This is a genomic window from Microbacterium enclense (genome assembly GCF_001456955.1).
Lineage (GTDB): Bacteria > Actinomycetota > Actinomycetes > Actinomycetales > Microbacteriaceae > Microbacterium > Microbacterium enclense.
The window spans coordinates 1-21,783 of sequence record NZ_KQ758471.1 but is presented as its reverse complement, the minus strand read 5'-3'; the positions used below and the strand labels follow the sequence as shown (position 1 = coordinate 21,783).

General features: G+C 72.1%; 19 protein-coding genes and 1 riboswitch. Of the genes, 9 read left to right on the top strand and 10 right to left on the bottom strand.

The features are described 5' to 3' along the window. Positions 1–11 precede the first annotated feature (11 nt). Together AS029_RS10255 and cofG are read right to left on the bottom strand one after the other, a co-directional pair. Entirely contained in the window at positions 12–1,631 is a 1,620-nt protein-coding gene (locus AS029_RS10255; protein WP_082642261.1) for a flavin-containing monooxygenase, read from the bottom strand. Continuing rightward, on the bottom strand, positions 1,628–4,432 hold the full coding sequence (cofG, locus tag AS029_RS10250) for a 7,8-didemethyl-8-hydroxy-5-deazariboflavin synthase CofG (protein ID WP_058232513.1): 2,805 nt from the start codon (positions 4,430–4,432) through the stop codon (positions 1,628–1,630). The genes AS029_RS10255 and cofG overlap by 4 nt, the downstream gene beginning before the upstream one ends. A gap of 263 nt (positions 4,433–4,695) precedes the next feature. Here cofG and AS029_RS16940 point away from each other — a divergent pair, with 263 nt between their 5' ends. Next, complete coding sequence (locus tag AS029_RS16940; protein WP_074615918.1) at positions 4,696–8,181, top strand: family 43 glycosylhydrolase; 3,486 nt, start codon at positions 4,696–4,698, stop codon at positions 8,179–8,181. A 124-nt stretch (positions 8,182–8,305) separates the two neighbouring features. Continuing rightward, a complete protein-coding gene (locus AS029_RS10240; protein ID WP_058232512.1) occupies positions 8,306–8,695 on the top strand; it encodes a hypothetical protein in 390 nt (129 codons plus the stop codon). 43 nt (positions 8,696–8,738) lie between these two features. Here the strand turns inward: AS029_RS10240 and AS029_RS10235 are convergent, their stop codons facing one another. Together AS029_RS10235 and AS029_RS10230 are read right to left on the bottom strand one after the other, a co-directional pair. Next, entirely contained in the window at positions 8,739–9,557 is an 819-nt protein-coding gene (locus AS029_RS10235; protein ID WP_058232511.1) for a sulfite exporter TauE/SafE family protein, read from the bottom strand. Between the two features lie 93 nt (positions 9,558–9,650). After that, on the bottom strand, positions 9,651–10,619 hold the full coding sequence (locus tag AS029_RS10230; RefSeq protein ID WP_058232510.1) for a helix-turn-helix transcriptional regulator: 969 nt from the start codon (positions 10,617–10,619) through the stop codon (positions 9,651–9,653). Between the two features lie 128 nt (positions 10,620–10,747). Here AS029_RS10230 and AS029_RS10225 point away from each other — a divergent pair, with 128 nt between their 5' ends. Continuing rightward, entirely contained in the window at positions 10,748–11,065 is a 318-nt protein-coding gene (locus tag AS029_RS10225; RefSeq protein ID WP_058232509.1) for a hypothetical protein, read from the top strand. Positions 11,066–11,386: 321 nt separating this feature from the next. Next, positions 11,387–11,758 carry a DUF7882 family protein gene (locus tag AS029_RS10220; RefSeq protein ID WP_058232508.1) on the top strand — a complete coding sequence of 124 codons (372 nt, stop codon included), beginning with the start codon at positions 11,387–11,389 and terminating at the stop codon, positions 11,756–11,758. Positions 11,759–11,768: 10 nt separating this feature from the next. Here the strand turns inward: AS029_RS10220 and AS029_RS10215 are convergent, their stop codons facing one another. Beyond that, positions 11,769–12,587 carry an ABC transporter permease gene (locus AS029_RS10215; RefSeq protein WP_058232507.1) on the bottom strand — a complete coding sequence of 273 codons (819 nt, stop codon included), beginning with the start codon at positions 12,585–12,587 and terminating at the stop codon, positions 11,769–11,771. Then, positions 12,584–13,795 (bottom strand): ABC transporter ATP-binding protein, encoded by a 1,212-nt coding sequence (locus AS029_RS10210; protein ID WP_058232506.1) that lies wholly within the window; start codon positions 13,793–13,795, stop codon positions 12,584–12,586. Before AS029_RS10210 ends, AS029_RS10215 begins: the two co-directional genes overlap by 4 nt. A 109-nt stretch (positions 13,796–13,904) precedes the next feature. On the opposite strand from AS029_RS10210, the gene AS029_RS10205 reads away from it, so the two are divergent. The 5 genes from AS029_RS10205 to AS029_RS10185 all read left to right on the top strand — a co-directional run bounded on the left by AS029_RS10205 (position 13,905) and on the right by AS029_RS10185 (position 17,741). Then, positions 13,905–14,969: an enoyl-CoA hydratase/isomerase family protein gene (locus AS029_RS10205; RefSeq protein WP_058232505.1), complete on the top strand. Its 1,065-nt coding sequence runs from the start codon at positions 13,905–13,907 to the stop codon at positions 14,967–14,969. Positions 14,970–14,976: 7 nt separating this feature from the next. Further along, entirely contained in the window at positions 14,977–15,798 is an 822-nt protein-coding gene (locus AS029_RS10200) for an LssY C-terminal domain-containing protein (RefSeq protein WP_058232504.1), read from the top strand. Next, positions 15,795–16,388: a hypothetical protein gene (locus AS029_RS10195; RefSeq protein ID WP_058232503.1), complete on the top strand. Its 594-nt coding sequence runs from the start codon at positions 15,795–15,797 to the stop codon at positions 16,386–16,388. Before AS029_RS10200 ends, AS029_RS10195 begins: the two co-directional genes overlap by 4 nt. A 210-nt stretch (positions 16,389–16,598) precedes the next feature. After that, a complete protein-coding gene (locus tag AS029_RS10190; protein ID WP_058232763.1) occupies positions 16,599–17,525 on the top strand; it encodes a DnaJ domain-containing protein in 927 nt (308 codons plus the stop codon). A 33-nt stretch (positions 17,526–17,558) separates the two neighbouring features. Beyond that, a complete protein-coding gene (locus tag AS029_RS10185) occupies positions 17,559–17,741 on the top strand; it encodes a DUF5302 domain-containing protein (protein WP_058232502.1) in 183 nt (60 codons plus the stop codon). A gap of 49 nt (positions 17,742–17,790) precedes the next feature. On the opposite strand, the gene thiD is transcribed toward AS029_RS10185, so the two are convergent. The 4 genes from thiD to AS029_RS10165 all read right to left on the bottom strand — a co-directional run bounded on the left by thiD (position 17,791) and on the right by AS029_RS10165 (position 21,492). Further along, entirely contained in the window at positions 17,791–19,215 is a 1,425-nt protein-coding gene (gene thiD, locus AS029_RS10180) for a bifunctional hydroxymethylpyrimidine kinase/phosphomethylpyrimidine kinase (RefSeq protein ID WP_228375925.1), read from the bottom strand. Between the two features lie 32 nt (positions 19,216–19,247). After that, positions 19,248–19,889, bottom strand: a complete 642-nt coding sequence (gene thiE / locus AS029_RS10175) for a thiamine phosphate synthase (RefSeq protein ID WP_058232501.1) — start codon at positions 19,887–19,889, stop codon at positions 19,248–19,250. Beyond that, positions 19,886–20,704, bottom strand: coding sequence for a hydroxyethylthiazole kinase (gene thiM / locus AS029_RS10170; RefSeq protein WP_074615917.1), 819 nt, complete (start codon positions 20,702–20,704; stop codon positions 19,886–19,888). Before thiM ends, thiE begins: the two co-directional genes overlap by 4 nt. Continuing rightward, a riboswitch (TPP riboswitch) is annotated at positions 20,696–20,788 on the bottom strand. It overlaps the preceding gene by 9 nt. A 38-nt stretch (positions 20,789–20,826) precedes the next feature. Further along, positions 20,827–21,492 carry an SDR family oxidoreductase gene (locus AS029_RS10165; RefSeq protein ID WP_058232499.1) on the bottom strand — a complete coding sequence of 222 codons (666 nt, stop codon included), beginning with the start codon at positions 21,490–21,492 and terminating at the stop codon, positions 20,827–20,829. Between the last annotated feature and the right edge of the window lie 291 nt (positions 21,493–21,783).

Genomic DNA, 21,783 nt, shown 5'->3' with positions numbered 1-21,783 from the left:
ATCTGTCTCTCCTAGGCGTGCGGATGGGCGGGGGTGGCAATGGTGGGCTGGGCCGCCGTGGTCGGGTGGAGGGTCGGAGTGGCGTCGACGGGCTCGGCCGGTGCAGTGGCTCGGGTGGGTCGAGCCGCGGGGGTCGCGGGAGCGATTCCGCTCGCCGCGGTCCCGACGTGCGGGGCGTGCGCGGGCTCGAACTCCGACCCGTCGGTTCCAGCCAGCCGCTCGCGGAACGCCTGCACCGTGCCCGGCCACAGCAGAGTGAGGCGACCCGAACGGTCGTCGACGTACCAGTTGCGGCATCCGCCGGTGAGCCAGGGGGTGGATGCCGCGGCGGCGGCGATCTCGTCGGTGTAGGCCGCCTCGGCCTCGGGGCGCACGCGCAGCACGGGCTCGGAGCGTCGGTCGCGCTCGCAGAGGGCGCGCACGACGTACGCGGCCTGCTCCTCGGCCATGAGGACGGCCGAGTTGTGCCCCAGGCTCGCGTTGGGGCCGTTGAGCACGAAGAGGTTGGGGAAGCCCGCGACCACCGTGGACCCGAATGACGTCATGCCGCGACTCCAGTGCGCGGCCAGGGTCTCCACCTCGCCGTGGACGAGGTCGGCGTACGGCTGCTGCGTCGAGGCGAAGCCGGTCGCCAGCACGAGCACGTCGGCGTCGTGGCTCCGTGCGCTCGCGGCCGTCAGCGTCGACCCGTCGACGGCTGCGAGCGCCGTGGGTTCGAGGGTCACGGCATCCGAGGCCACGGCGGGGTAGAACGCGTCGGACAGCAGCACACGCTTGCAGCCGAACGCGTAGTCGGGAGTGAGGACGGCGCGTAGCGCCGGGTCGGCGACCTGGGCGTGCAGATGGTCGAGCGCGACAGCGCGGGCGGCGGCTGATGCCGCGGCGTCGCCCGAGCGGGAGGCGTAACGCTGCTCGCCCTCGGCGTAGAGGTCGGCCCGCAGGCGGGCGAGGTCACCGGGGTGCGTCGCGAGGTGCTCGCGGTCGGCCTCGGCGATGTCGTCGCCGCCGCGGGGGACGATCCACGCGGGCGAGCGCTGGAACAGCGTCACGTGGCCGGCGCGTCGCGCGAGCTCGGGGACGAGTTGCACGGCGCTCGCACCGGTTCCGACGACGGCGACGCGCTGACCGGTCAGATCGACGCCGTGGTCCCACCGAGCGGTGTGGAAGATCGGGCCGCCGAACGACTCGAGCCCCGGGATGTCGGGCACGTGCGGCTCGGTCAGGCGTCCGCAGGCGAGCACGAGCGAGCGGGCGAGCAGGGGTTCGTCGGCGCCCGTGTCGAGGCGCCACAGGGAGCCGGCGGCATCCCACCACGCGCCGAGGAGCGGCGTGCGAAGCCGCAGCCGGTCGCCCAGTCCTTCGCGCGCGGCGACGTCGCGGAGATACGCCTGGATCTCTCCGCCGGGGGCGAAGGTGCGCGACCACCGGGCGTTCGGATGCGCGGCGAGGCTGTAGAGATGCGCCGGCACGTCGCAGGCGACGCCGGGATAGGTGTTCTCGCGCCACGTGCCGCCCACGTCGTCGGCGCGTTCGAGCACGACGATGTCGTCGCGTCCGGCGCGGCGCAGGGCGCCGGCCATCGCGAGACCGGCGAAGCCGGCCCCGACGATCGCGACGTCGATGACGCTCACCCGCGCGGTCCGTCGGCCCCGAGCGGGTAGCGGGTGCCGCCGCTCGTCTCGAGGTGCGGGGCGTCGGGGTCGGGCAGGGGCGTCGCCGCCTGATAGTCGGTGGTGCGCAGGCGGAACGGCCGCATGAGACTGCGCGCGAGGCGCTCTGCGGCGGCGACGGGGAGTTCGAGCCCCTGCTCGATACCGGTGTCGGGCAGGACGCGCCCGTCGTAGAGGGTGCCGCCGAGGTCGTCGCCGCCCGAGCGCAGCAGCACGGCCGCGGTCTCGCGTCCGACGCGCGTCCACGGGATCTGCACGTGCGGGATGCTCCCCGACAGCAGCAGCCGCGACACCGCGACCATCGCGCGGTGCTCGTCGAGCGGGGCACGGCCGGGCACCAGCGGTACGTCGCCGCCGGGCAGCGGGATGGGGACGAACTCGGCGAAGCCGCGGGTCTGAGTCTGGATCTCGCGCAGGCGTCGCAGGTGCGCGATGCGCTCCTCGGCGGTCTCGACGTGACCGTAGAACAGCACCGAGGTCGAACGAAAGCCGGCGCGGTGGGCGGCCGTGATCCCCTCGATCCAGCGGTCGATCTCGAGATCGCCCGGCGCGACGAGCGCGCGCACCCGCTCGCTGAGGACCTTCACGCCCGTCCCGGGGACCGTGTCGACGCCCGCGGCTCGCATCGCGGCGAGCGCTCCGTCGAGTCCGAGGCCACCGCGATCGGCGAGGTCGCGCACGTCGAGCGGGCGATACGCGTGCACGTGGATGCCGGGAGCCCCACGCTTCACGGCCCGCACGAGGTCGAGGTAGCCGGTGGGATCTTCGTCGGCTCGGAGCGCGCCCTGGATGCAAATCTCGGTGGCGCCGAGGCCGGCGGCATCCGTGGCGATGGTCGCCGCATCGTCGAGGTCGAATTCACCCGGAGCGGTGCGGCCGGAGCGGCGCAGGCCCGTCGAGGTGAGGTTGCGGTTCTGCACGAGCGTGATCGGCTCGCCGACGGTATAGCGACGCGCGTCGTCGGCGGTCGCGGTGAGGTCGTCGAGCTCGTGGCCCGTGGCGCGCAGCAGGCGCGTCCAGTCGGCGTCATCGAGGGCGAGAGGGGTGGATGCCGCTCGCTCGGCGAGCCGTCGAACGCCCGGATCGGCGCCGGGAGCGGCGTGGGCGGCGGGGGCGGCGTGCGCTTCGCGGACAGCGTGGGTCTCGGGGGCAGCGTGGGCCCCGCGGACAGCTCGGGTCTCGGGGGCGGCATGGGCACTGGGAGCGGTATGGGCCTCGGGGGCGGCAGGGGCCTCGGCAGCGGAGGAGATCTCGGGAGCGGAGGATGCGGTGGAGTCCGCCGGTCCTCCCGCGGCGGATTCTCCTCCCGTGGCCGCGCTGCCCGCATCGGACAGCGACCCACCGGCCGGTGCGGGGTCGGAGGCGGCTCGGGTGGCGTCGGAGGCCGCGACGGTTCCGCGGTCGGCAGGAAGGCCGGGAGCGGAGGAGATTCCGGGAGCGGAGGATGCGCTGGGGCTCGCGGGTCCTCCCGTCGCCGATTCTCCTCCCGTCGCCGCATCGCGCGCACCGGAGCGCACGCCCACCGGCCCGGCGTCGGCCGCCAGCCCCGCGGCATCCGCCAACGCCCGCACGGGCGCGTGCAGGGCGGGGTCGATCCATCGCTCGGCGTCGTGAACGTACTCGGGGTGGGCCGTGAGGCGCTCGCGAAGCCCGAAGCCGCGCGCGGCGGTGTGCCCGGCCAGGTCGTCGATCTGCGGCCACGGGCGCTCGGGGTTGACGTGGTCGGCGGTGAGGGGCGACACCCCTCCCCAGTCGTCGGCGCCGGCCTCGATCAGCAGGCCGAGCTCGCGGGGGTCGGACAGGTTCGGCGGCACCTGGATGCGCATGTCGGGGCCGAACACGAGCCGCGCGGCGGCGACCGCGGCGAGGTAGTCGTGCATGTCGGCGTCGGGGGCGCCCTGCATGGCGGTGCGGGGCTTCGCGCGGAAGTTCTGCACGATGACCTCTTGCACGTGCCCGTGACGGTCGTCGAGCTCGCGCAGGGCGACGAGCGACTCTGCGCGATCGCGCACGGTCTCGCCGATGCCCACGAGGATGCCGGTGGTGAACGGGATGCCGGCGGCCCCGGCGTCGTCGATCACCCGCAGCCGGAGCGCCGGGTCTTTGTCGGGGGAGCCGAAATGCACCTGACCGGGCTCTTCGTAGAGCCGCCGCGAGGTGGTCTCGAGCATCATGCCCATCGACGGGGAGACCGGACGCAGGGTCGCGAGCTCGTCGGGGTGCATGACGCCGGGGTTGGCGTGCACGAGCATGCCCGTCTCGGCGGTGATCAGCCGGGCGATGTGGGCGACGTACTCGATGGTCGAGGCGAAGCCATGCGCATCGAGCCAGGCGCGGGCCTCGGGCCAGCGCTCCTCGGGGCGGTCGCCGAGGGTGAGCAGCGCCTCTTTGCAGCCGAGGGCCTGGCCCTGACGCACCACCGTGAGCACCTGCTCGGGGCTCATATAGGCGGGCTTACGCAGCAGGGCGAGCTGACCGGGGGTGTCGACGAAGACGCAGTAGTGGCACCGGTCGCGGCAGAGCGTCGTGAGGGGGACGAACACCTTGCGCGAGTAGGTGATGACACGGGGACGCCCGGCGCGGACGAGACCCTCGTCGCGAAGGGCGGATGCCACGCGGAACAGCGCCGGCAGCGGTGCGCCGAGCAGGGCCTCGGTCTCGTCGACATCGGGGCGGTGACCCGCCGCGATGCGCGCCAGGAGGTCGTCGATCGAGGTGCCTCGGGCCGGTGCGACTCGCGGCGCAGCGCTGCCCGTACTCATCGCTCCAGGCTAACCCCCGGCTCCGACATCGGGGCCGGGGGTGCGCCGACGCCTGCCGCGCCGGTCGTCGCCGTACAGATCCTGCGTAATGCGGACGGGAGGAGCGGTTTTCGCATCCGACTCGCACCGACCGTGGACCGTTCGAAATGTTTCCGCTAACATCAGTGCCACTCGCGGCCCCCTCTCTCTGCCGTCGGCATCGACGTCGACGAGCACGCAGATGTTGGTGGTGCGAGACGACCCGAGCAAAGGAGCCGGAACCCGTGCGAACCCGACGACGCCTCGCCTTCCTCACCGCCCTGGCGGTGGGAGCGGCGACCTTCGCGACCGCGACACCCGCGGTCGCCGCGGCCCCCAGCGACGGTCTCGTCGCCGCCTACGATTTCCGTCAGCCGTCGGGTGCGAGCGTTCCCAACACCGCGACGGGGTCGTCGCTCGGCGCCGCGACCGTCCGCAACGTGCAGAGCGCCGACTGGACCTCCAGCGGCCTGACGCTGCGCGGCGGGGCGAAGACCTCGACCGGCAACTGGGTCGAACTGCCCGACGACATCCTCCTGGGTGACCGGTCGGCGACGGTCGTCGCCGAGGTGAAGGCGTCGCAGGCCATGCTGAACTCCTTCCACTTCCTGTGGAACGTGGGCAACGACTCCGCCGCGACGGAGTACTTCTTCTCCTCGCTCAACTGCGGCTCGGGCCGCACTCCGCTCGTCGGCGTCAAGTCGTCGGGCGTCGAACGTCTCGTCGGGGCTCCCTCGTGCGGCGTCACCGCCAACCAGTGGGTCAACGTCACCTCGGTCGTCGACGGAGCCGCGGGGCGCGCCTCGCTCTACCTCGACGGCATCCGTGTCGCCGACGCCGCGATCGACCGCACCCCCGCCGATGTACGCGACCAGTCACTGAACACCATCGGGCGCGCGCCCTGGCCCGACCCCCTGTTCCAGGGCGCGATCTCGGCGTTCCGCGTCTACGACCGCGCGCTGTCGTCGACGGAGGTCGCCGCCACCGCCGCGGCCGACGCCGAGACCCACGCGGACGAGCTCCGGGCACAGGCGCAGGCGATCCTCGACGGCCTCGCGTTGAAGGACATCTCGACCTCGACCGACATCGATCTGCCGACCGCCGGCGGACGCGTCACCTGGGCCTCGAGCAACCCCGCCCTCGTGTCGGCCGACGGCACGGTCAGCGCCCCCGTGGCCGGTCAGCCGGGCGGCACCGCCCAGCTGACGGCCACCGCTGCCGTCCGCGGCGTGACCGCCACCCGCACCATCACCGTGACGGTGAACGCGTCGACCGAGACCGCCGCCCAGCGCGCCGCCCGCCTCGCCGAGCGGTTCGTCATCCCCGGCGTCCTGGAATCGGGTACGGCGCTGCCCGCCGCCCCCGAGGGGACCACGGTCGCGGTCCGCTCCACCGACGGCGGGGTCGTCGTGACCGACGGCGTCGTCTCGGGCGCCGACGGATCGATCACCGTGCGCGTCACCGACACCGCGACCGGCGCGACCGCCGACCGCACCTTCGCCGTCACGGTGCTGCCGGCCGACTCGACCACGCAGCTGCTCGCCTACAACCGCGTGCCGACCCTCGTCACCGAGGCGAACAACGCCGACGTCGCCCTCAGCATGCACCTGGCCGTCGGTGACGACGACTCCTGGCGTCCGCTGAACGAGAACTACGGCATCTTCTTCCCGAAGACCGCCGTACCCGTGCCCGCGAACGGTCCGCGCGACGGCGACATCCGGAGCCTGCGCGACCCGCACCTGTTCACCATGGAGGACGGCAGCTACGGCGTCGTCGCCACCCGCACGGCGCGCGGCGGCGGGGCCGACGGCACGCAGACTTCGAGCGTGCTCTTCGCCCGCAGCGCGGACCTGCGCAGCTACGACGAGGTGGGCATGGTCAACCTCGGTGTGACGTCGGGCGTGAACGATCCTGCGGCCGTCTACGACTCGGCATCCGATCGCTACGTCGTGTCGTGGACCTCCGACGCCGGAGCAGACATGTACACCTTGTTCGCCGACCTGGGCGACGCGTCCACCCGCGGCGAAGTGCGTCGCGGCGAGATCGCCGCGACCGCCGGGGTCGACGAGGCCTCCGTCGCGAACTTCGACTCGGGCAACACCGTCCCCGTCGACGCCGACACCCTCGCCGCCCTCGAGGTGCGCTTCGGGCGCGTCGTCAACACCGGCGTCACGGCACCGGCCCGGGTGGAGATCGCGCAGGGCGCGACCCTCGACGCGGCCGCGCTGGCCAAGCGCGTCGAGCTGTCGTACTCCGATGGATCGAAGGCCACCCGCCCGGTGACCTGGGATGCCGCCTCGCTCGGCGCCGTGGACACCTCGAAGCCCGGCACCTACGAGGTGACCGGCACGATCAAGCAGCCGGAGTACGCGACGCCGTTCGCCGACGAGCGCGCCGACCCGTCGGTGTTCCGCTGGAACCACAACGGACAGCAGAAGTTCCTCATGATCGCCACCGAAGACATCTACGGCGGCAACATCGACCCGCAGGGCGGCGCGCACATGCCGATCCGCGTGGCGAACTCCATCAAGGACCTCTCCGACGAGGCGATCCGCGCCGGACGCAACGTCGAGGTCGACCTGCTGCGTCGGGGCGACACCGACGCCGAGGGCCGCGCGATGACCGGATGCTTCTGGGCACCCGAGTACCACGTCATCGGCGGCAAACTGTCGATCCTGTTCATGCCCTGCTACGACGGCGCGAACGGTCGCCCCGACATGTTCACCGGTCAGGCGAGCATCATCCAGCTGAAGAAGGACGCGCAGGGCCGCGACCTCGACCCGGCGGTGCCGGCGAACTGGACGAAGGCGCAGAAGGTGCTCCGTTCGAACGGCGGCATCCTGAACCCCGTCCAGACGATCTCGCTCGACATGACCTACGTCGAGGACTCGGGTCAGTCGTACTACGTGTGGCAGCAGCTCGGTGCCCTGTTCATCGCCAAGATGGACCCGGCGAACCCCACCCGCCTGACCTCGGAGCCGGTGCGCATCCTCGCTCCCGAGTACGCGTGGGACAACGTGATCGCCGAGGGACCGAACGTGTACGCACGCGACGGCAAGCTCTACATGATCTACTCCGGATCGACGGTCGGCGATACCTACACCACGGGTCTCGCCCTCGCCGAGGCCGGCAAGAAGGTCGACCTGACGTCGCCGAGCGCCTGGAGCAAGCTGAACTACCCCATCCAGAAGTCGGGCGTCTTCAACGGCTCCTGGCAGCTGGGCACGGGGCACGGCATGTGGTCGCAGGACGAAGACGACAACCTGCTCTACGTCTTCCACGCCCGCACCGACAACAACGGCCTGAGCGGCCGCGACATGTTCGTGCGCCGGGTGCACTTCGCCGCCGACGGCCTGCCGATCTTCGACATGGAGAGCGCCGAGGAGATCGCGCCCGACAACCGCCGCGTCACCGCCACGGTCGTCGTCACGGCGCCCACGGGCCTCGAGGTCACCGGCACCGTCAGCGCCCGGTGCATCGCGGGCAAGGTGACCCAGACGGTCACCGTCCGCAACGCCGAAGGGTTCCCCGTGACCGTGACGGCGAAGGGCCCGTACGGCACGAAGTCCTTCGGGTCGCTGGCCGCGGGCAAGAGCTCGTCGGCCGCATTCACCACCCGCCAGACGTCGATCCCCGCCGGGACGGTGTCGGTGGATGCCACCGCGACCGTCGACGGCAAGGCGGTGACCGACTCGGTCTCGCTGCCCTTCGCCGCGGCGCGCTGCGGCTGACGGCAGGCCCGAGCACACGACGACGCCGCGTCCGGATCCGTTCCGGGCGCGGCGTCGTCGATCGTTGCGTTCTCGTGAGGTGCCGCGCCGGTGGGTGCTCGCGGGCGCTGGCAGGATGGATGACATGGTGACCCTGCTGCTCGATTCGACGCAGCTCGAGGTCGTGCTCTCGGCGACCGAGCGCGCGATGTCGTTCCGAAAGTCGAACATCGTCGTCCCCCGCGAGCACATCGAGCGCGTTCAGCTCACCGACGACGCGTGGACGTGGTTGCGCGGCGTGCCGAACCCCGGCATCAACCTGCCGGTCGCGGTCGGCGCGGGCACGTGGAAGAGCGCCGGCGGCAACGATTTCGTCGTGATCCGGGGTCGTAAGCCGAGCGTGGTCGTCGACCTCGCCGGGCACGCCGAGTTCGAGCGGCTCGTTCTCACCACCAAGCACGGGGTGGCGCTGCTCAAAGCGCTGCGCCTCGACGTGGCATCCGAACCCGAGAACGTCGCCGACATCGTCGCCTGACGCGGGCGGGGGATGACGGCGGGCGGGGTGCAGCGCGCACGGGCTACGAGGTGAACTGCACCACGGTGTCCCACGCGAGCTTGACGATGAGGATCGACAGCGTCACGAGGAAGACGATCCGCACGAAACCGCTGCCGCGACGCGTGGCCATGTGGGCGCCGATGAAGCCGCCGGCGATGTTCATCACGGCCATGGCGATGCCGAGCGCGAGGATGATCTCGCCGTGCACGCCGTACACAGCCAGCGCCGCGAGGTTCGTGGTGAGGTTGGCGATCTTGGCGTTCGCGCTGGCCTGCAGGAAGCCGTAGCCCAGCACGCCCACGATCAGGATGACGAAGAACGACCCGGTCCCCGGTCCCAGGATGCCGTCGTAGAACCCGACCAGCAGACCGATTGCAGCCGCCCGCCAGACGATCGCCGCCCGGCCGTCATGGCGCGGCGCATGCTCGAGCCCCATCTTCGGCTTGAACAGGGTGTACAGCGCGACGGCGATCACGGCGACGAGCACGATGGGGGTGAGCACCTCGCGCGGCACGTACCGCGAGAGGGCGGCGCCGACCGTCGACCCGGCGTAGGCCCCGGCGACGAGGGGGATCAGCAGCACCAGCTGCACCCTGATCCTCCGCAGGTACACCCAGCTCGCCGACAGCGTGCCGAAGAACGACGACAGTTTGTTTGTGCCCAGGATGAACGGCGTCGCCACGTCTTTCGGCACGGCGATGACGAGGGCCGGCAATTGGATGAGCCCACCCCCGCCGACGACCGCGTCGACCCAGCCGGCCACTCCCGCCGCCACCAGCAACAGGATGAGGGATGCCACCGACACCGGCAGCCATTCCGCGATCACCGGTCCATCGAGCACGGTTGATTCTCGCCGCTGGCTCCGGCCCCGCCAAATGCGCGGCGGGCGGCGGCCCGGTCTCTGCGCATCCCGGCGCGAGGGCGCGGGCGAGGGTCAGACGCCGCCCTCAGGCGGGTCGGGAGACCGCGGCGGCGGGCCCTGCTCGAGCACGACCGACGGCTCGACGCCGAAGTGCCGACGGTAGACGCGCGCGAAACCCTCGGGCGTGAAACCCCAGCGCAGGGCGACCGCGCGAACGGTGTTCCGCGGGCCGGCGGCCAGGAGGTCGCGGTGAGCGGCGGCCAGACGCACTTGTCGCACCACATCGCTCGTCGCTCCACCCGACGGGGAGTGCCACCGGAAGGCGGCGTCGAGCTGCGCGGAGGGCAGCCCCGCGGCCTCGGCGATGTCTTCCACGGTGATGGGCAGAGACGCGTAGTCGTCGATGTATCGCATGGCTCGGCGGTATCCGGTGAGGAGAGCCCGCGCGGTCACCGGGCGGTCGACGGGGTCGTGGCGCCACGGGAAGAGTTCGACGATGCGTGCCGCGACGTGGCGGGACATCGATGCGGCGACGAGGTCGCTCTCCCACGCCGTCTCACGCTCCGCGACGACGAACTGCACCATCTCGCGCAGCGCTCGACCGGTGTCGGGGGACCGCGGGTGGCTGCTTTCGAATCGCAGGGTGAGACGGTCGTCGGCGTACATCCGGCGAACGGTGCGCTGCAGCGCTTCGGGGGTGAAACTGACGCCGGCTCCGACGCTGTCGGTGATCCGCACGGTCGTCTTCACCCCGGGGAGCACGAGGTAGGCCGACACCGCGGCATCCCCCTGTTCGTCCCGCGTCGACCACCGGCAGACTCCCGTCGCGCCGCCGAGCGAGACGAACGATCCGGAGCCGAGGGTCATCTCCACCGTGCCGCTGAACGTCGCCCGATTGAGCAGGAAGCCGGGCCGGCGGACGATGTCGTCGCTCATCGTCGCCGCCGGATCGAGCACGCGGTAGTCGCCGTACTGCTCACGCAGTCGCGCCTCGACCTCCTCGCCGTTGCGCGCGAACGTGGTGGAACGCCGTGCCGTCATGGATGCCGCCTGAGGGGAGCGGCCGGTACGTCCCCGGGCTGCACCCCGAAGGGTTTCGAAAACCGCAACCCCCCTTGGCGGGACGATGAGGCAGAGTGACACTGTGCGCACCGGAGGAGGCATCGTTCATGCGTCGGATCTTGGTCAGCGGGGGCTCGGTGCTCACCACGAACGCCATCGCTCGTCAGCTCTTCCTCTATGCCTCGCTCCTCGCGGATCAGCAGCGCACCGACGTCGTGGATTTCCCGGTGAGCTTCGAGGGGGAGGCGACGAATTGCACGCTTCTCGTGGGGGCGCAGCTGGCGCTCACCGCGGTGACCGTGCCCCGTACCGAGGCCGGCACGCTCCCGGGGGAAGACAGTGCGTTGTTCGAGTTGCAGCGTCGATGCGACGACGCGCGGACCGCGACGACTCCGGCATCGTCGCCTCATTCGATAGACCGCTGAGGGGGCCGGACACCTCCGCGGGTCTCGCCGCGCACCCATCGCACTCCCGTCTCTTTCCCCTCGACACTTCCCGACCGGCCGTTGCTGCGCATCCCGCTTGCCCGTGCTGCCCGTCGATGGGATAGTTCGCCGGACTCCCGCGTGCCGCGGTCTGCACGCGGCGTCCCCGAGGCGATCCTCGTCCACTTTCGGGCGGCGGATCACGAAAGAGCGGGGAGTGCAAGGGCGTTGGCACGCACGAACCGACGCTCCGACGCTGACGGGTAGGCGCTCGCCGGGCGACACTCGCCCCCTCGCAACGTCGGGTGCCGAGGAGGAATCATGGGCAAGTTCGTCTACGACTCGAGCGTGAAGGTGGAGTTCGAGGATCGACTTCTCGCGCATCTTCAGGCGGTGATCATTGTCAAGGTGCGGCGCGGTGAGACCTTCACTTTCACCTGGAAAGACGACATCAGCACGGGCGGCGGGCGCACCTGCGTCTACATCCACTCCGGGGTGTCGCTCGTCTTCAAGTTCCACGGCGGACGCATGCCGCAGCTGAACCCGGCCTGGCTGCACGCGCTGACCTTCAACGCCAACTCCAGCCGCGGCCTCTACATCGTCGCTGAACCGGAGGGCACGTTCCGTCCGCCGGAGCCGGCGAAGGAGATGGTCTTCATGGAAGTACCCAGATACGCGCCACCCGGGCCGTGACGAGCGGCGCTCAGTCGATGTCGCGGCGCCAGGTCGTCAGCAGTCCGATGACGACCAGCACCACCGCGTAACCGAGCAGCACGAGTCCGCCGGCCCACCACTCCAGCGAGTCGCCGGCGGTGGTGCCCATGGCGCCGAAGATCGTCTGCCCGACGAGCGCGTCGCTCGCCGCGCTGGGGAACCACTTCACCACTCCCGCGAAGCCGTCGACGAGCCCCCCGGCGGTGCGCACGATCGGCTCGATGAAGAGCGTGATCGCCAGCACGATGACGATGGCGGCGACCTGATTGCGCACGACGGTGCCGACGCCGATGCCGACGAGCGACCACAGGGCGAAGGCGAGGAGCATTCGGCCCACGAGCTCCCAGGTATCGCCGGCGCCCAGTGCGGTGTCGATGCCGAAGATGCTCAGCACGCCCGCTCCCGCGCCGACCGCGGCGAGCGAGCCCAGGATGCCGTAGAGCAGGCCCACGACGACGCCGACGACGAACTTGCCCACGAGCACGACGCCGCGGCGCGGGGTGGCGAGGAAGGTCGGTGTGAGCGTCTTGTGGCGGAACTCGGTCGTGACCATCAGGGTGCCCACGAGCAGGGGGAAGACGTATCCGACCGCGGTCGCCGAACTGTAGACGAGCGCGGGGATGCCGTCGGTCGACAACGCGGGTCCGGTCGACCCCGTCAGCCGACCGGATGCCACCCCGCCGAACACGAGGGCGAGCACGCCGGCCGTGAAGGCGACGTAGGCGACGAGCACGATGCCCAGCACCCACCAGCCGGCGGTGCTGAACTGCTTGGTGTACTCGGAGCGTGTTGCGGCGACGAGGCTCATCGCGGTGCCTCCGTCTCGTCGGGGCCGGCGGTGGGGACGATGTCGATGACCCCCGTCGAGGCGACGGAGTACGACGGGCGCGGACCGGCCTGCGTCGACGATGGCGCGGTGCGCGCGGCCCGGGGCGGCGGCGTCACCGCCACCAGGGCGGTCGAGGGGCGCGGGTCGTCGGCGTCGGGATCGACGGATGCCGCTATGTCGGGCTCCGCGGCGGGAGCGGGCACGGGCGCCGGGGTGGCGGCATCCGGAACCTGCCCGGCATCCGGGGCCGACCCGGGGGCCGGAGCGGGCACCGCGCCGGCGCTCGCGTGCACCCGCACGCCGCTGACGAGCTCGAGGAAGATGTCCTCCAGGCTCGCGCCCTTACTCTGCAGGTTCGACAGTGCGATGCCGGCGCCGGCGGCCAGGGCGCCGATCTCGACCGGTTCGTGGTGGCGGATGGTGAAGCCGTTGCGCAGCAGCTGGTGGGCGATACCGCGGTCATCGAGCAGTCGCCCCAGGGCGGCGCGGTCGGGGGAGTCGACGACCGTGGCGAACTCGTCGGGGTCGGCGAGGTCTTCGATACCGCCCTGGAACACCAGGCGTCCGCGCGAGATGATCAGCAGCGCGTCGACGGTCTGCTGCACCTCGGCGAGCAGGTGCGACGAGATGAGCACGGTGCGGCCCTCTTCGGCGAGGTGGCGCAGCAGCGAGCGCATCCAGCGGATGCCCTCGGGGTCGAGGCCGTTCGACGGTTCGTCGAGCACGAGCACGCCGGGGTCGCCCAGCAGGGCGGTCGCCAGGCCCAGGCGCTGGCGCATGCCGAGCGAGAATCCTCCGACGCGGCGACCGGCGACGTCGGCGAGCCCGACGAGGCCGAGCACTTCGTCGATGCGGGTGGTGGGCAGGCTCGCTGCCCGCGCGTAGACCTTGAGGTGGTTCGCGGCCGAGCGCCCGGGGTGGAAGCTGGATGCCTCGAGTGCGGCGCCGACGGTCTGCAGCGGCGCGGCGAGGTCGGTGTAGCGCTTGCCGCCGATCGTGGCCGTGCCGGAAGTGGGCCGCACCAGGCCCAGCAGCATGCGCAGCGAGGTGGTCTTGCCGGCGCCGTTCGGGCCGAGGAAGCCGGTCACCTGCCCGGGTTCGACGCGGGCGGTCAGGCCGTCGACGGCCGAGATCGCCCCGAACCGTTTGGTGAGGCCGGCCAGTTCGAGCACCTGTCCGTCGGGCATGGAACCCCTTTCCGTCGGCGGACGTTCTGCCCATCTTCCCCGATCCGGGGCCGAAAACGCATCCTCCGCACGGGGGAGGCACGTCGGGCGGCGTGTGTAACGTGGCACCGTGCACGCAGAGCGATCCGAGAACGACAGCGTCCTGGTCGGGGGCCGCGGGGGCCTCGGCCACCTCACGCTCAACCGTCCGAGGGCGATCAACGCGCTCGACCTCGACATGATCCGCGCGCTGCACCTCACCCTCGACCGGTGGGAGAGCGACACCGACGTCGACGTGGTGCTGCTCGACGGTGCCGGCGAGCGCGGCTTCTGCGCCGGAGGCGACGTGCGGGCCCTGCACGAGATGGTGACCGGCGGACGGGTCGACGAGGTGCACGCGTTCTTCCGTGAGGAGTACGCGCTCGATCACCGCATCGCGACGTCGAAGAAGCCGGTCGTCGCGATCGCCGACGGTGTGTGCATGGGCGGCGGGATCGGGCTGGCCGGTCATGCCGCGATCCGCATCGTCACCGAGCGCTCGCGCCTGGCGATGCCCGAGACGCGGATCGGCTTCACTCCGGACGTCGGCGGCTCGTGGCTGCTCGGCCGCGCCCCCGGTCGCATCGGCGAATACCTCGCGCTCACCGGCGGGACGATGGATGCCAGTGACGCGCTGTACGCCGGCTTCGCCGACCACATGGTGCCCGTGGCGCACCTCGAGGCGCTGTACGCGGCGCTCGAGAACCGCGCCGACCCCTCCAGCCCCACCGAGCTCGTGCTGCTGTTCGACGAGACGCCCGAGCCCTCGCGCTTCGAGACCGCGCGGGAGTGGATCGACGACGCGTTCTCGGCCGCCGATGTGCCCGGCATCCTGGACCGCCTGCGCGCGCGCCCCGAGACGGAGGCGCGCGAGACGGCCGAGCTGCTGGCGGCATCCGCTCCGACGGCGCTCGCCGTGACGCTCGAGGCCGTGCGGCGGGCGCGCGAGCTGCCGTCGCTGCGGGCGGCGCTCGCGCAGGAGTACGGCCTCGTGCTGTGGTTCGCGTTCACGCAGCCCGACCTCGTCGAGGGCATCCGCGCGCAGGTGGTCGATAAGGATCGCTCTCCGTCGTGGTCGCCCGCGCGTCTCGAAGACCTCCCGGCCGACCGGGTCGCCGAGGCGTTCGCCTACCGCCCCGAGCCGGCGCTGTGGTGACGCCGACATGACTGCGCCGCGGCGTCGCTGGTCGATCGGTCGAGCCCTCGACGGGTTCTTCTTCGTCTTCGGCGGCGTCGCCGCGATCTGGCTCGCCTACCTCAGCCTCACCGAGTCGTTCTCGCTCGGCTGGGGCGGGGTGCTCATGGCCGTCGCCTTCTGGGTGCTGCTGGCGTATCTCGCGCTGCCGCGCCTGCATCGCATCCTCACGGCGATCTATGTGCCCGACTACTTCATGGGCCGCACGCGCACCTCCGACGGTCTGCTCGGCGACCCGGTGAACCTCGCGTTACTGGGCTCGCGTGAGAACGTCGAAGCCGTGATGGCGGAGGCGGGCTGGATCGCGGCCGATCCGGTGAGCCTGCGTTCTTCGTGGCGCATCATCGCCTCGACGCTGCGGCGGTGGAGCTATCCGCGGGCGCCGGTGAGTCCGTTGTTCCTCTTCGGGCGGATGCAGGATCTCGCCTACCAGCAGGAAGTCGCGGGCTCGCCCGCGAAGAGGCACCACGTGCGGCTGTGGCGGTGCCCCGACGGGTGGCTGCTGCCCGGCGGGCGTCGGGTCGATTGGCTCGCCGCCGGCACCTTCGATCGCGCGGTGGGTCTGTCGCTGTTCACGCTGCAGGTGACCCACCGCATCGACGCCGACACCGACATCGAGCGCGACCACATCGTCGGCACCGTCCGGGATCTGCCGGGGGTCGAGGTCGACGTCATCCGCGACTTCGCCACCGGGTACCACTCGCGCAACGGCGGCGGCGACACCATCACCACCGACGGCGACCTGCCGATCATCGACGTGCGCGGGGTCAGGGCGGGGGCGTCGTCGTGAGAGAGGAGCGGCACCCCGAGAAGCGCCCGGCGTTCGAGCCGCCGCTCGACCCGACGACGGCCGACCCCGCGATGCGCCGACCGGTCTCGACCGTCGCGGGGAGTGTGCTCGTGCTGCTGCGCGCGGTGGCGGGGGCGCTGTGGGCGGTGAGCGTGGCGTTCTCGCTGCCGCCGTGGCTGCGCGAGATCGCGGGGGCCGCGAGCGGCAACGCGAACGAGCCGGTCGATCTGACCGTCAGCGACATGGGCGTGGGGACGACGGTGTTCCTCGTCGTGCTCGGCGGCGTCTTCGTGGTGCAGGTGGTGTTCGGCATCCTGATCCTGTTCGGTCGCAACCTCGCGCGCGTGCTGGTGATGCTGCTGTCGGTCGCATCCATCACCGCCAGCTTCGTGGGGTGGTGGGCGTACGGGCAGCAGATCACGGTCGGCACGACCCTGCTCACGCTGAGCCTCGACATCCTCGTGCTGCTGGCGCTGTCGAGTCGGGATGCCGCGGCTTACGCCCGGCGGAACGAGGGGCGACGGCGGCGGGGTGCTGCGCGAGTGCGTGAGGGTGCCACGAGAACAGGCGATGCGACGAGGACAGGGTGATCCGGCGCGGAACGGCCTGTTCTGGTGGCATCCCCCTGTTCTGGTGACATCCCGTGTCTTGGTGGCATCCCTGTTCTGGTGGCATCCCCCTGTTCTGGTGACGCCGCGTCGCGTCGGGTGGGTCGCTTCCCCTCGCCTCGGGCCGCGCACAGCCGCGGCGGGTTAGCCTGAGAGGCGCCGCGCGCCCGGGCGGCAGAACGGATGACGCACGTGTTCGACAGCCCCATGTCGTCTTCGGCATACGAGGTGCTCCGCGTCGCGGCCGACATCGACGACGAGGGCCTGCGCCGCGCCTACCGCGTGCGTCTGCGCGAGACGCACCCCGACACCGGCGGCGACGCCGCACTGTTCGTGCAGGTGCAGCGCGCGTGGGAGCTCGTCGGAACGCCGGAAGCGCGCAGCGCCTACGACCGCGGTCGCGGGACGGCTCCGGGCGAGTGGGGCGGTGCGGCCCCGGCATCCGCTCCCACGCGTCCCGCCGACACGCGTCCGCGCGCCCGGTCGTACGGCCAGCCCGGCGGATGGCGGCGGGAGCGGTACCTCGGGCTCATCCGCGAGTGGGTGGGACGCGGTGTCGACATCGCCGACCCCTACGACCCGGCGCTCGTGCGGTCGGCGCCGCCCGAGATCCGGCACATCCTCGCCGACGCGCTCGCCGAGGAGGAGACCGCGCGGCTCGTGTCGGAGCTCGGCATGGGGTACACGGTGTGGCACGACGTCTTCGCCGACCGCGACGGGCGCGACCCCGAGCAGAAGCTCGACCACCTGGTACTCGGACCGAGCGGCCTGTACGCCCTGTTGAGCGAAGACTTCGGCGGTCCGGTCGGGGTGCGTCGCGGTGAGATCACCGGCCCCAACGTCATCGGCGCCCCGGTCACCGAACTGGTGTCGCGGGCCCGGGTGATCGCTCGCGCGGCGGGCGTGCGCTTCAGCGGAGCCATGGTCGTGCTGCCCGACGACGATGTCTTCGACACCATCACCGAACTCGGCAAGGTGCGCGGAACCCCGGTCGCCCTGGTCACCCGCAGCGCCCTGACGACGCTGCTGCGGCGCGGCATCACCGGGGCGCGCGAGGTCGGCGGAACCGAGCTGTTCGACATCCGCACGCGCCTGCAGCAGCGCGTGCGCCACGTCTAGATCGATCCGCTCGGGCGTGTCTAGGGTGGGGGCATGAGTACCGACGAGACCTCGGGTGCCTCGGCATCCGACGAGATGAAGCGCAAGTTCAAGGAAGCGCTCGCGAAGAAGAACGGCCAGCAGCGTTCCGGTGAGGCGCACCTCGACGGCCACTCCGCCGTGCAGGGCACCCACGGAGCGGTCACCAAGCGCGAGTTCCGCCGCAAGAGCGGCTGAGCAGCCGCGACCCGCGCGCGTCGCCATGACCGGGCGACGCGCGCGGCTGTCAGATCCGGCGTAGCGGCGCCTCGAAGAACGCCAGCTCCAGAACCATCGAGCGGTCATAGGCGGCGGCCATCGCGGCGCGGGTGGATGCGGATGCCGTGCGGGCGGCGGCATCCACGATCCCCGCCGCCTCGGCCGACGACGCCGCGAACGTCTCGTCGCCGTAGGCGGTGAGCCAGTCCGCGTACGGATGGTCGGGGGCGAACGTGCCGCGCCAGCGGGCGCCGATGTCGGTGTAGAGCACGAAGCACGGCAGGATCGCTGCGACCAGCACGGCGTACGACCCCGCGGTCGATGCCGCGTGCAGGTGGTCGGTGTAGTCCAGGGTGGATGCCGCGGGTTCGAGCCGCGCCGGGTCGACGTGCGCCTGGTGCAGCGCCGCCTCCTCAGCCAGGCACGACACCGATGCCGCCGCCCAGAACCGCTGCTCGTCGACGTTCGGAGCCAGGGCTGCGGCGCGGGCGAGCACGCGGGCGTACTCGCGCAGGTACAGCAGATCCTGACCGAGATACCAGTGGAAGGCGTCGCGGTCGAGGTCTCCGGATGCCAGTCCCGTCACGAACGCGCAGGCGTCGACCTCGGCGCGGGTCGGGGTCGTGGCATCCCATCGCTCGGTGCTCCACGATCGGCCCAGGTCGATGTGCGGGCGCAGCTCGTGCAGGTGGTCGATCGGGCCGTTGCCGCGGCCGACGTGCAAGGCCTCGGCGTTCTCGAGGGCGCCGGTCAGCCAGCCCTTCGCGCGTTCGAGCGCCGTGTGCCAGGCGAGGCCGTGGGCGGCGAGGGTCGCCATCGCCGACGACAGCGAGCACCCGCTGCCGTGAGTATGGCGAGTGGCGACGCGCCGGCCGGATACCGGGTGGACGCCGGTCGTATCGACGACGGCATCCGGACTCTCGTCGCCGTCGAGGTGTCCGCCCTTCACCAGCACGGCGGTGTCGGCCCTCCCGGCCAGGGTCCGCGCCTGGGCGATCGCGTCGTCCCAGGTCGTGGCGACGGGCCGGTCGGTGAGCACGGCGAGCTCGGGCAGGTTCGGGGTGACGAGGCCGGCGCGGCGGCAGAGCGCGCGCACCGCCTGCTCGGCGTCGGCGTCGAGCAGGCGGTCGCCGCTGGTCGCGATCATGACCGGGTCGAGCACGACGATCGGCGGCTGCACCTCGGCGAGCCAGGTGTCGACCGTGGCGACGACCTCGGCCGAACCGAGCATGCCGATCTTCACCGCGTCGATCTCGACGTCGTCGCTGACCGCGCGCAGTTGCGCGTCGAGGAACGCCGTGGGCGGCACGTGCACCTCGCGGACGCCGAGCGTGTTCTGCGCGACGAGCGCGGTCACCGCGGCCATGCCGTAGCCGCCGAACGCCGCGATGGACTTCAGGTCGGCCTGGATTCCGGCTCCGCCGGTCGGGTCGGTGCCGGCGATGCTGAGCACGCGCGGGCTCGCTTCCCGCCCCCGTGCGGCGCTCACGCGGCGCTCGCCCACGCCGCGCGGAGGTCGCGCACGACGGCACCCGGGTCGTCGGCTGCGCACACCGCCGAGACGACGGCCACCCCCGCGGCCCCCGCGGCGCGGAGGGCGGCGACGTCGTCGACGTCGATTCCGCCGATCGCCACGCAGGGCAGGGCGGTGGATGCCGCGAGCTCGGCGAACCCGTCGACGCCGAGCGGTCGCGGGTGGTCGGGCTTGGTGGCGGTCGCGCGGATCACGCCCACGCCGAGGTAGTCGAGGGTCCCTGGGGCGAAGGCGGCGGCGGCGAGGTGTTCCGGGGTGTTCGCCGTCCAGCCCACGAGGGCGGAGGGGCCGAGGAGAGCGCGCGCGGCGTCGACGGGGAGGTCGCTCTGACCGAGGTGGATGCCGTCGACGCGCGCGCCGCGGTCGCGCGCGGCGAGAACGACGTCGAGGCGGTCGTCGACGACGAACGCGCAGCGGCCGGCGACGACGTCGGCGAGATCGAGGGTCCGGGCGAACAGCTCGCCCCCGGACGCGATCTTGTCGCGGAGCTGGACGACCGTCACGCCGGCGCTCGCCGCCTCGTCGACGATGTCGCGGAGGCGGGCGAAGGGGACGCGGTGGTCGGTGACGAGGTGCAGGGCGAGGTCGGTCATGCGAGTTCCGCACGGCCCTCGAGGTCGGCGGGCTGGATCGCGGCGAGCTCGTCGAGGAAGGCGACCGCGAACGATCCCGGGCCTCGGGATCCGGATGCCGCCCGCTCCGACGCCACGGCCCAGACGGCGCTGGCGGCGAGAGCGGCGTCGAACGGTTCCGCGATGGCCGCGAAGGCCGCCATCGCGGCGCCGAGGGCGCAGCCGCCGCCGGTGACCTTCGTCAGCAGAGCGCTGCCGCCGGGGACGCGCGCCGTGCGGGTGGCATCCACGATCAGATCGGTCTCGCCCGAGACGGCGACCGTGCCGCCGGTGCGCGTCGCGAGTGAGCGGGCGGCGTCGAGGGCGTCTTCGGATGCGTCGGTGGCGTCCACGCCGCGTCCGCCGGCGCCGGCTCCGGCCAGGGCGAGGATCTCGGAGGCGTTGCCGCGGATGATCGCCGGACGCGCCTCGAGCAGCTCGTGCGCGAGGGCCGTGCGGACCGGGAGCGCGCCGACGGCGACGGGGTCGAGCACCCAGGGCGTGCCCACCGCCACGGCTTCGCGGGCGGCGTCGCGCTGCTCGGAGGTGGGGGTGCCGAGGTTCACCAGCACGCCGCCGGCGATACCGGCGAACATGCCCGCCTCGTCGGGGATGTCGCACATCGCGGGGGCGGCGCCGAGGGCCAGCAGGGCATTGGCGGTGAAGTTCGTCACCACCGCGTTGGTGATGCACTGCGTGAGCGGTGATGCCTCGCGGAGGCGCTCGAGCGCTCGGGCCGGTGCGACCTCGGGCGCGGAGGCGGGGGTGGACGGAGACGACGACGTGCGAACGACCATTCGCGACATCCCTTCGCTAGTACGAGCTAGATCAGGTTCAACGGGTGTGTTCTCAGCCCCTTGCGGGCACCCCGTGTCACTGCCGGTGACGCTAGCACGGCGAGCGGTCTGTCGTCGGGCGCTCAGAACCGGGCGGTGAACCCGCCGTCGGTGTGGAGGAGCTGTCCGCTGACCCAGCGGCCCGCGTCGGACAGCAGGAACGCCGTGATGCCGGCGATGTCGCGGGGTGTGCCGAAGCGGCCGAGCGGGTGGTAACCGGCGAGGGCGTCGCGGGTGTCGGCATCCATCCATCCGGTGTCGATCGGGCCGGGATTGACGACGTTGGCGGAGATGCCCCGCGGGCCGAGTTCGCGTGCGGCGGAGATGACGATGCGGTCGAGCGCACCCTTCGATGCGCCGTAGGGGAGGTTGCCCGTGGTGTGGTCGCTCGTGAAGGCGACGATGGCGCCACCGGTCTCGTCGACCTGCCGCGCGAAGGCGGCGATCATGAGCAGGGTCGCGCGGGCGTTGACGGCGACGTGGCGGTCGAAACTCTCGGCGGTGGTGTCGAGGATGCCGGACTCGACGCCGTGTGCGTGGCTCAGCACGAGGGCGTGGATCGGTCCGCGCTCGCGGGAGACGCGCTCGACGAGCTCGGTGGGCGCCGTGGGGCCGGCGAGGTCGCACGGGTAGTCGCCGGTGTCGAGTTCGCTGGTCACGACGCTCCAGCCGTCGGCTTCGAGGCGGGGGATGATGCCCGCGGCGATGCTGTTCGCGCGGGCGCCGCCGGTGACGAGGACGAGGGGCATGGGGTCGAGGGTACGTGGGTGGTGGAGGCGGTGGTCGGGGGGCGGGGTGGTGGTCGGGGCGGGGGCGTCAGCGGCGGTGCGGTGCGGGGCTAGTGGTGGCGGGGCTGCGGAGGCCGTGGCCGAGCAGGCACGGCGAACGGCAGGCGCACCGCGCGGTTGCGTACTCCCGGGTCAGAACGGCGCATGGCCTTGTTCGGGGTCTGGTGGGGGTGGGTCGTCGGGGAGGAAGCGGGTGGCGGGGGAGTAGGGGAGGGGTTCGTCGGTGTAGGTGCGGCCGGTGGGGCTGGTCCA

Coding starts and splice junctions, on each gene's coding strand:
- cofG (WP_058232513.1), bottom strand. CDS start 4,432: ATGAGTACGGGCAGCGCTGCGCCGCGAGTCGCACCGGCCCGAGGCACC.
- AS029_RS10240 (WP_058232512.1), top strand. CDS start 8,306: ATGGTGACCCTGCTGCTCGATTCGACGCAGCTCGAGGTCGTGCTCTCG.
- AS029_RS10230 (WP_058232510.1), bottom strand. CDS start 10,619: ATGACGGCACGGCGTTCCACCACGTTCGCGCGCAACGGCGAGGAGGTC.
- AS029_RS10225 (WP_058232509.1), top strand. CDS start 10,748: ATGCGTCGGATCTTGGTCAGCGGGGGCTCGGTGCTCACCACGAACGCC.
- AS029_RS10220 (WP_058232508.1), top strand. CDS start 11,387: ATGGGCAAGTTCGTCTACGACTCGAGCGTGAAGGTGGAGTTCGAGGAT.
- AS029_RS10215 (WP_058232507.1), bottom strand. CDS start 12,587: ATGAGCCTCGTCGCCGCAACACGCTCCGAGTACACCAAGCAGTTCAGC.
- AS029_RS10210 (WP_058232506.1), bottom strand. CDS start 13,795: ATGCCCGACGGACAGGTGCTCGAACTGGCCGGCCTCACCAAACGGTTC.
- AS029_RS10200 (WP_058232504.1), top strand. CDS start 14,977: ATGACTGCGCCGCGGCGTCGCTGGTCGATCGGTCGAGCCCTCGACGGG.
- AS029_RS10185 (WP_058232502.1), top strand. CDS start 17,559: ATGAGTACCGACGAGACCTCGGGTGCCTCGGCATCCGACGAGATGAAG.
- thiE (WP_058232501.1), bottom strand. CDS start 19,889: ATGACCGACCTCGCCCTGCACCTCGTCACCGACCACCGCGTCCCCTTC.
- thiM (WP_074615917.1), bottom strand. CDS start 20,704: ATGGTCGTTCGCACGTCGTCGTCTCCGTCCACCCCCGCCTCCGCGCCC.
- AS029_RS10165 (WP_058232499.1), bottom strand. CDS start 21,492: ATGCCCCTCGTCCTCGTCACCGGCGGCGCCCGCGCGAACAGCATCGCC.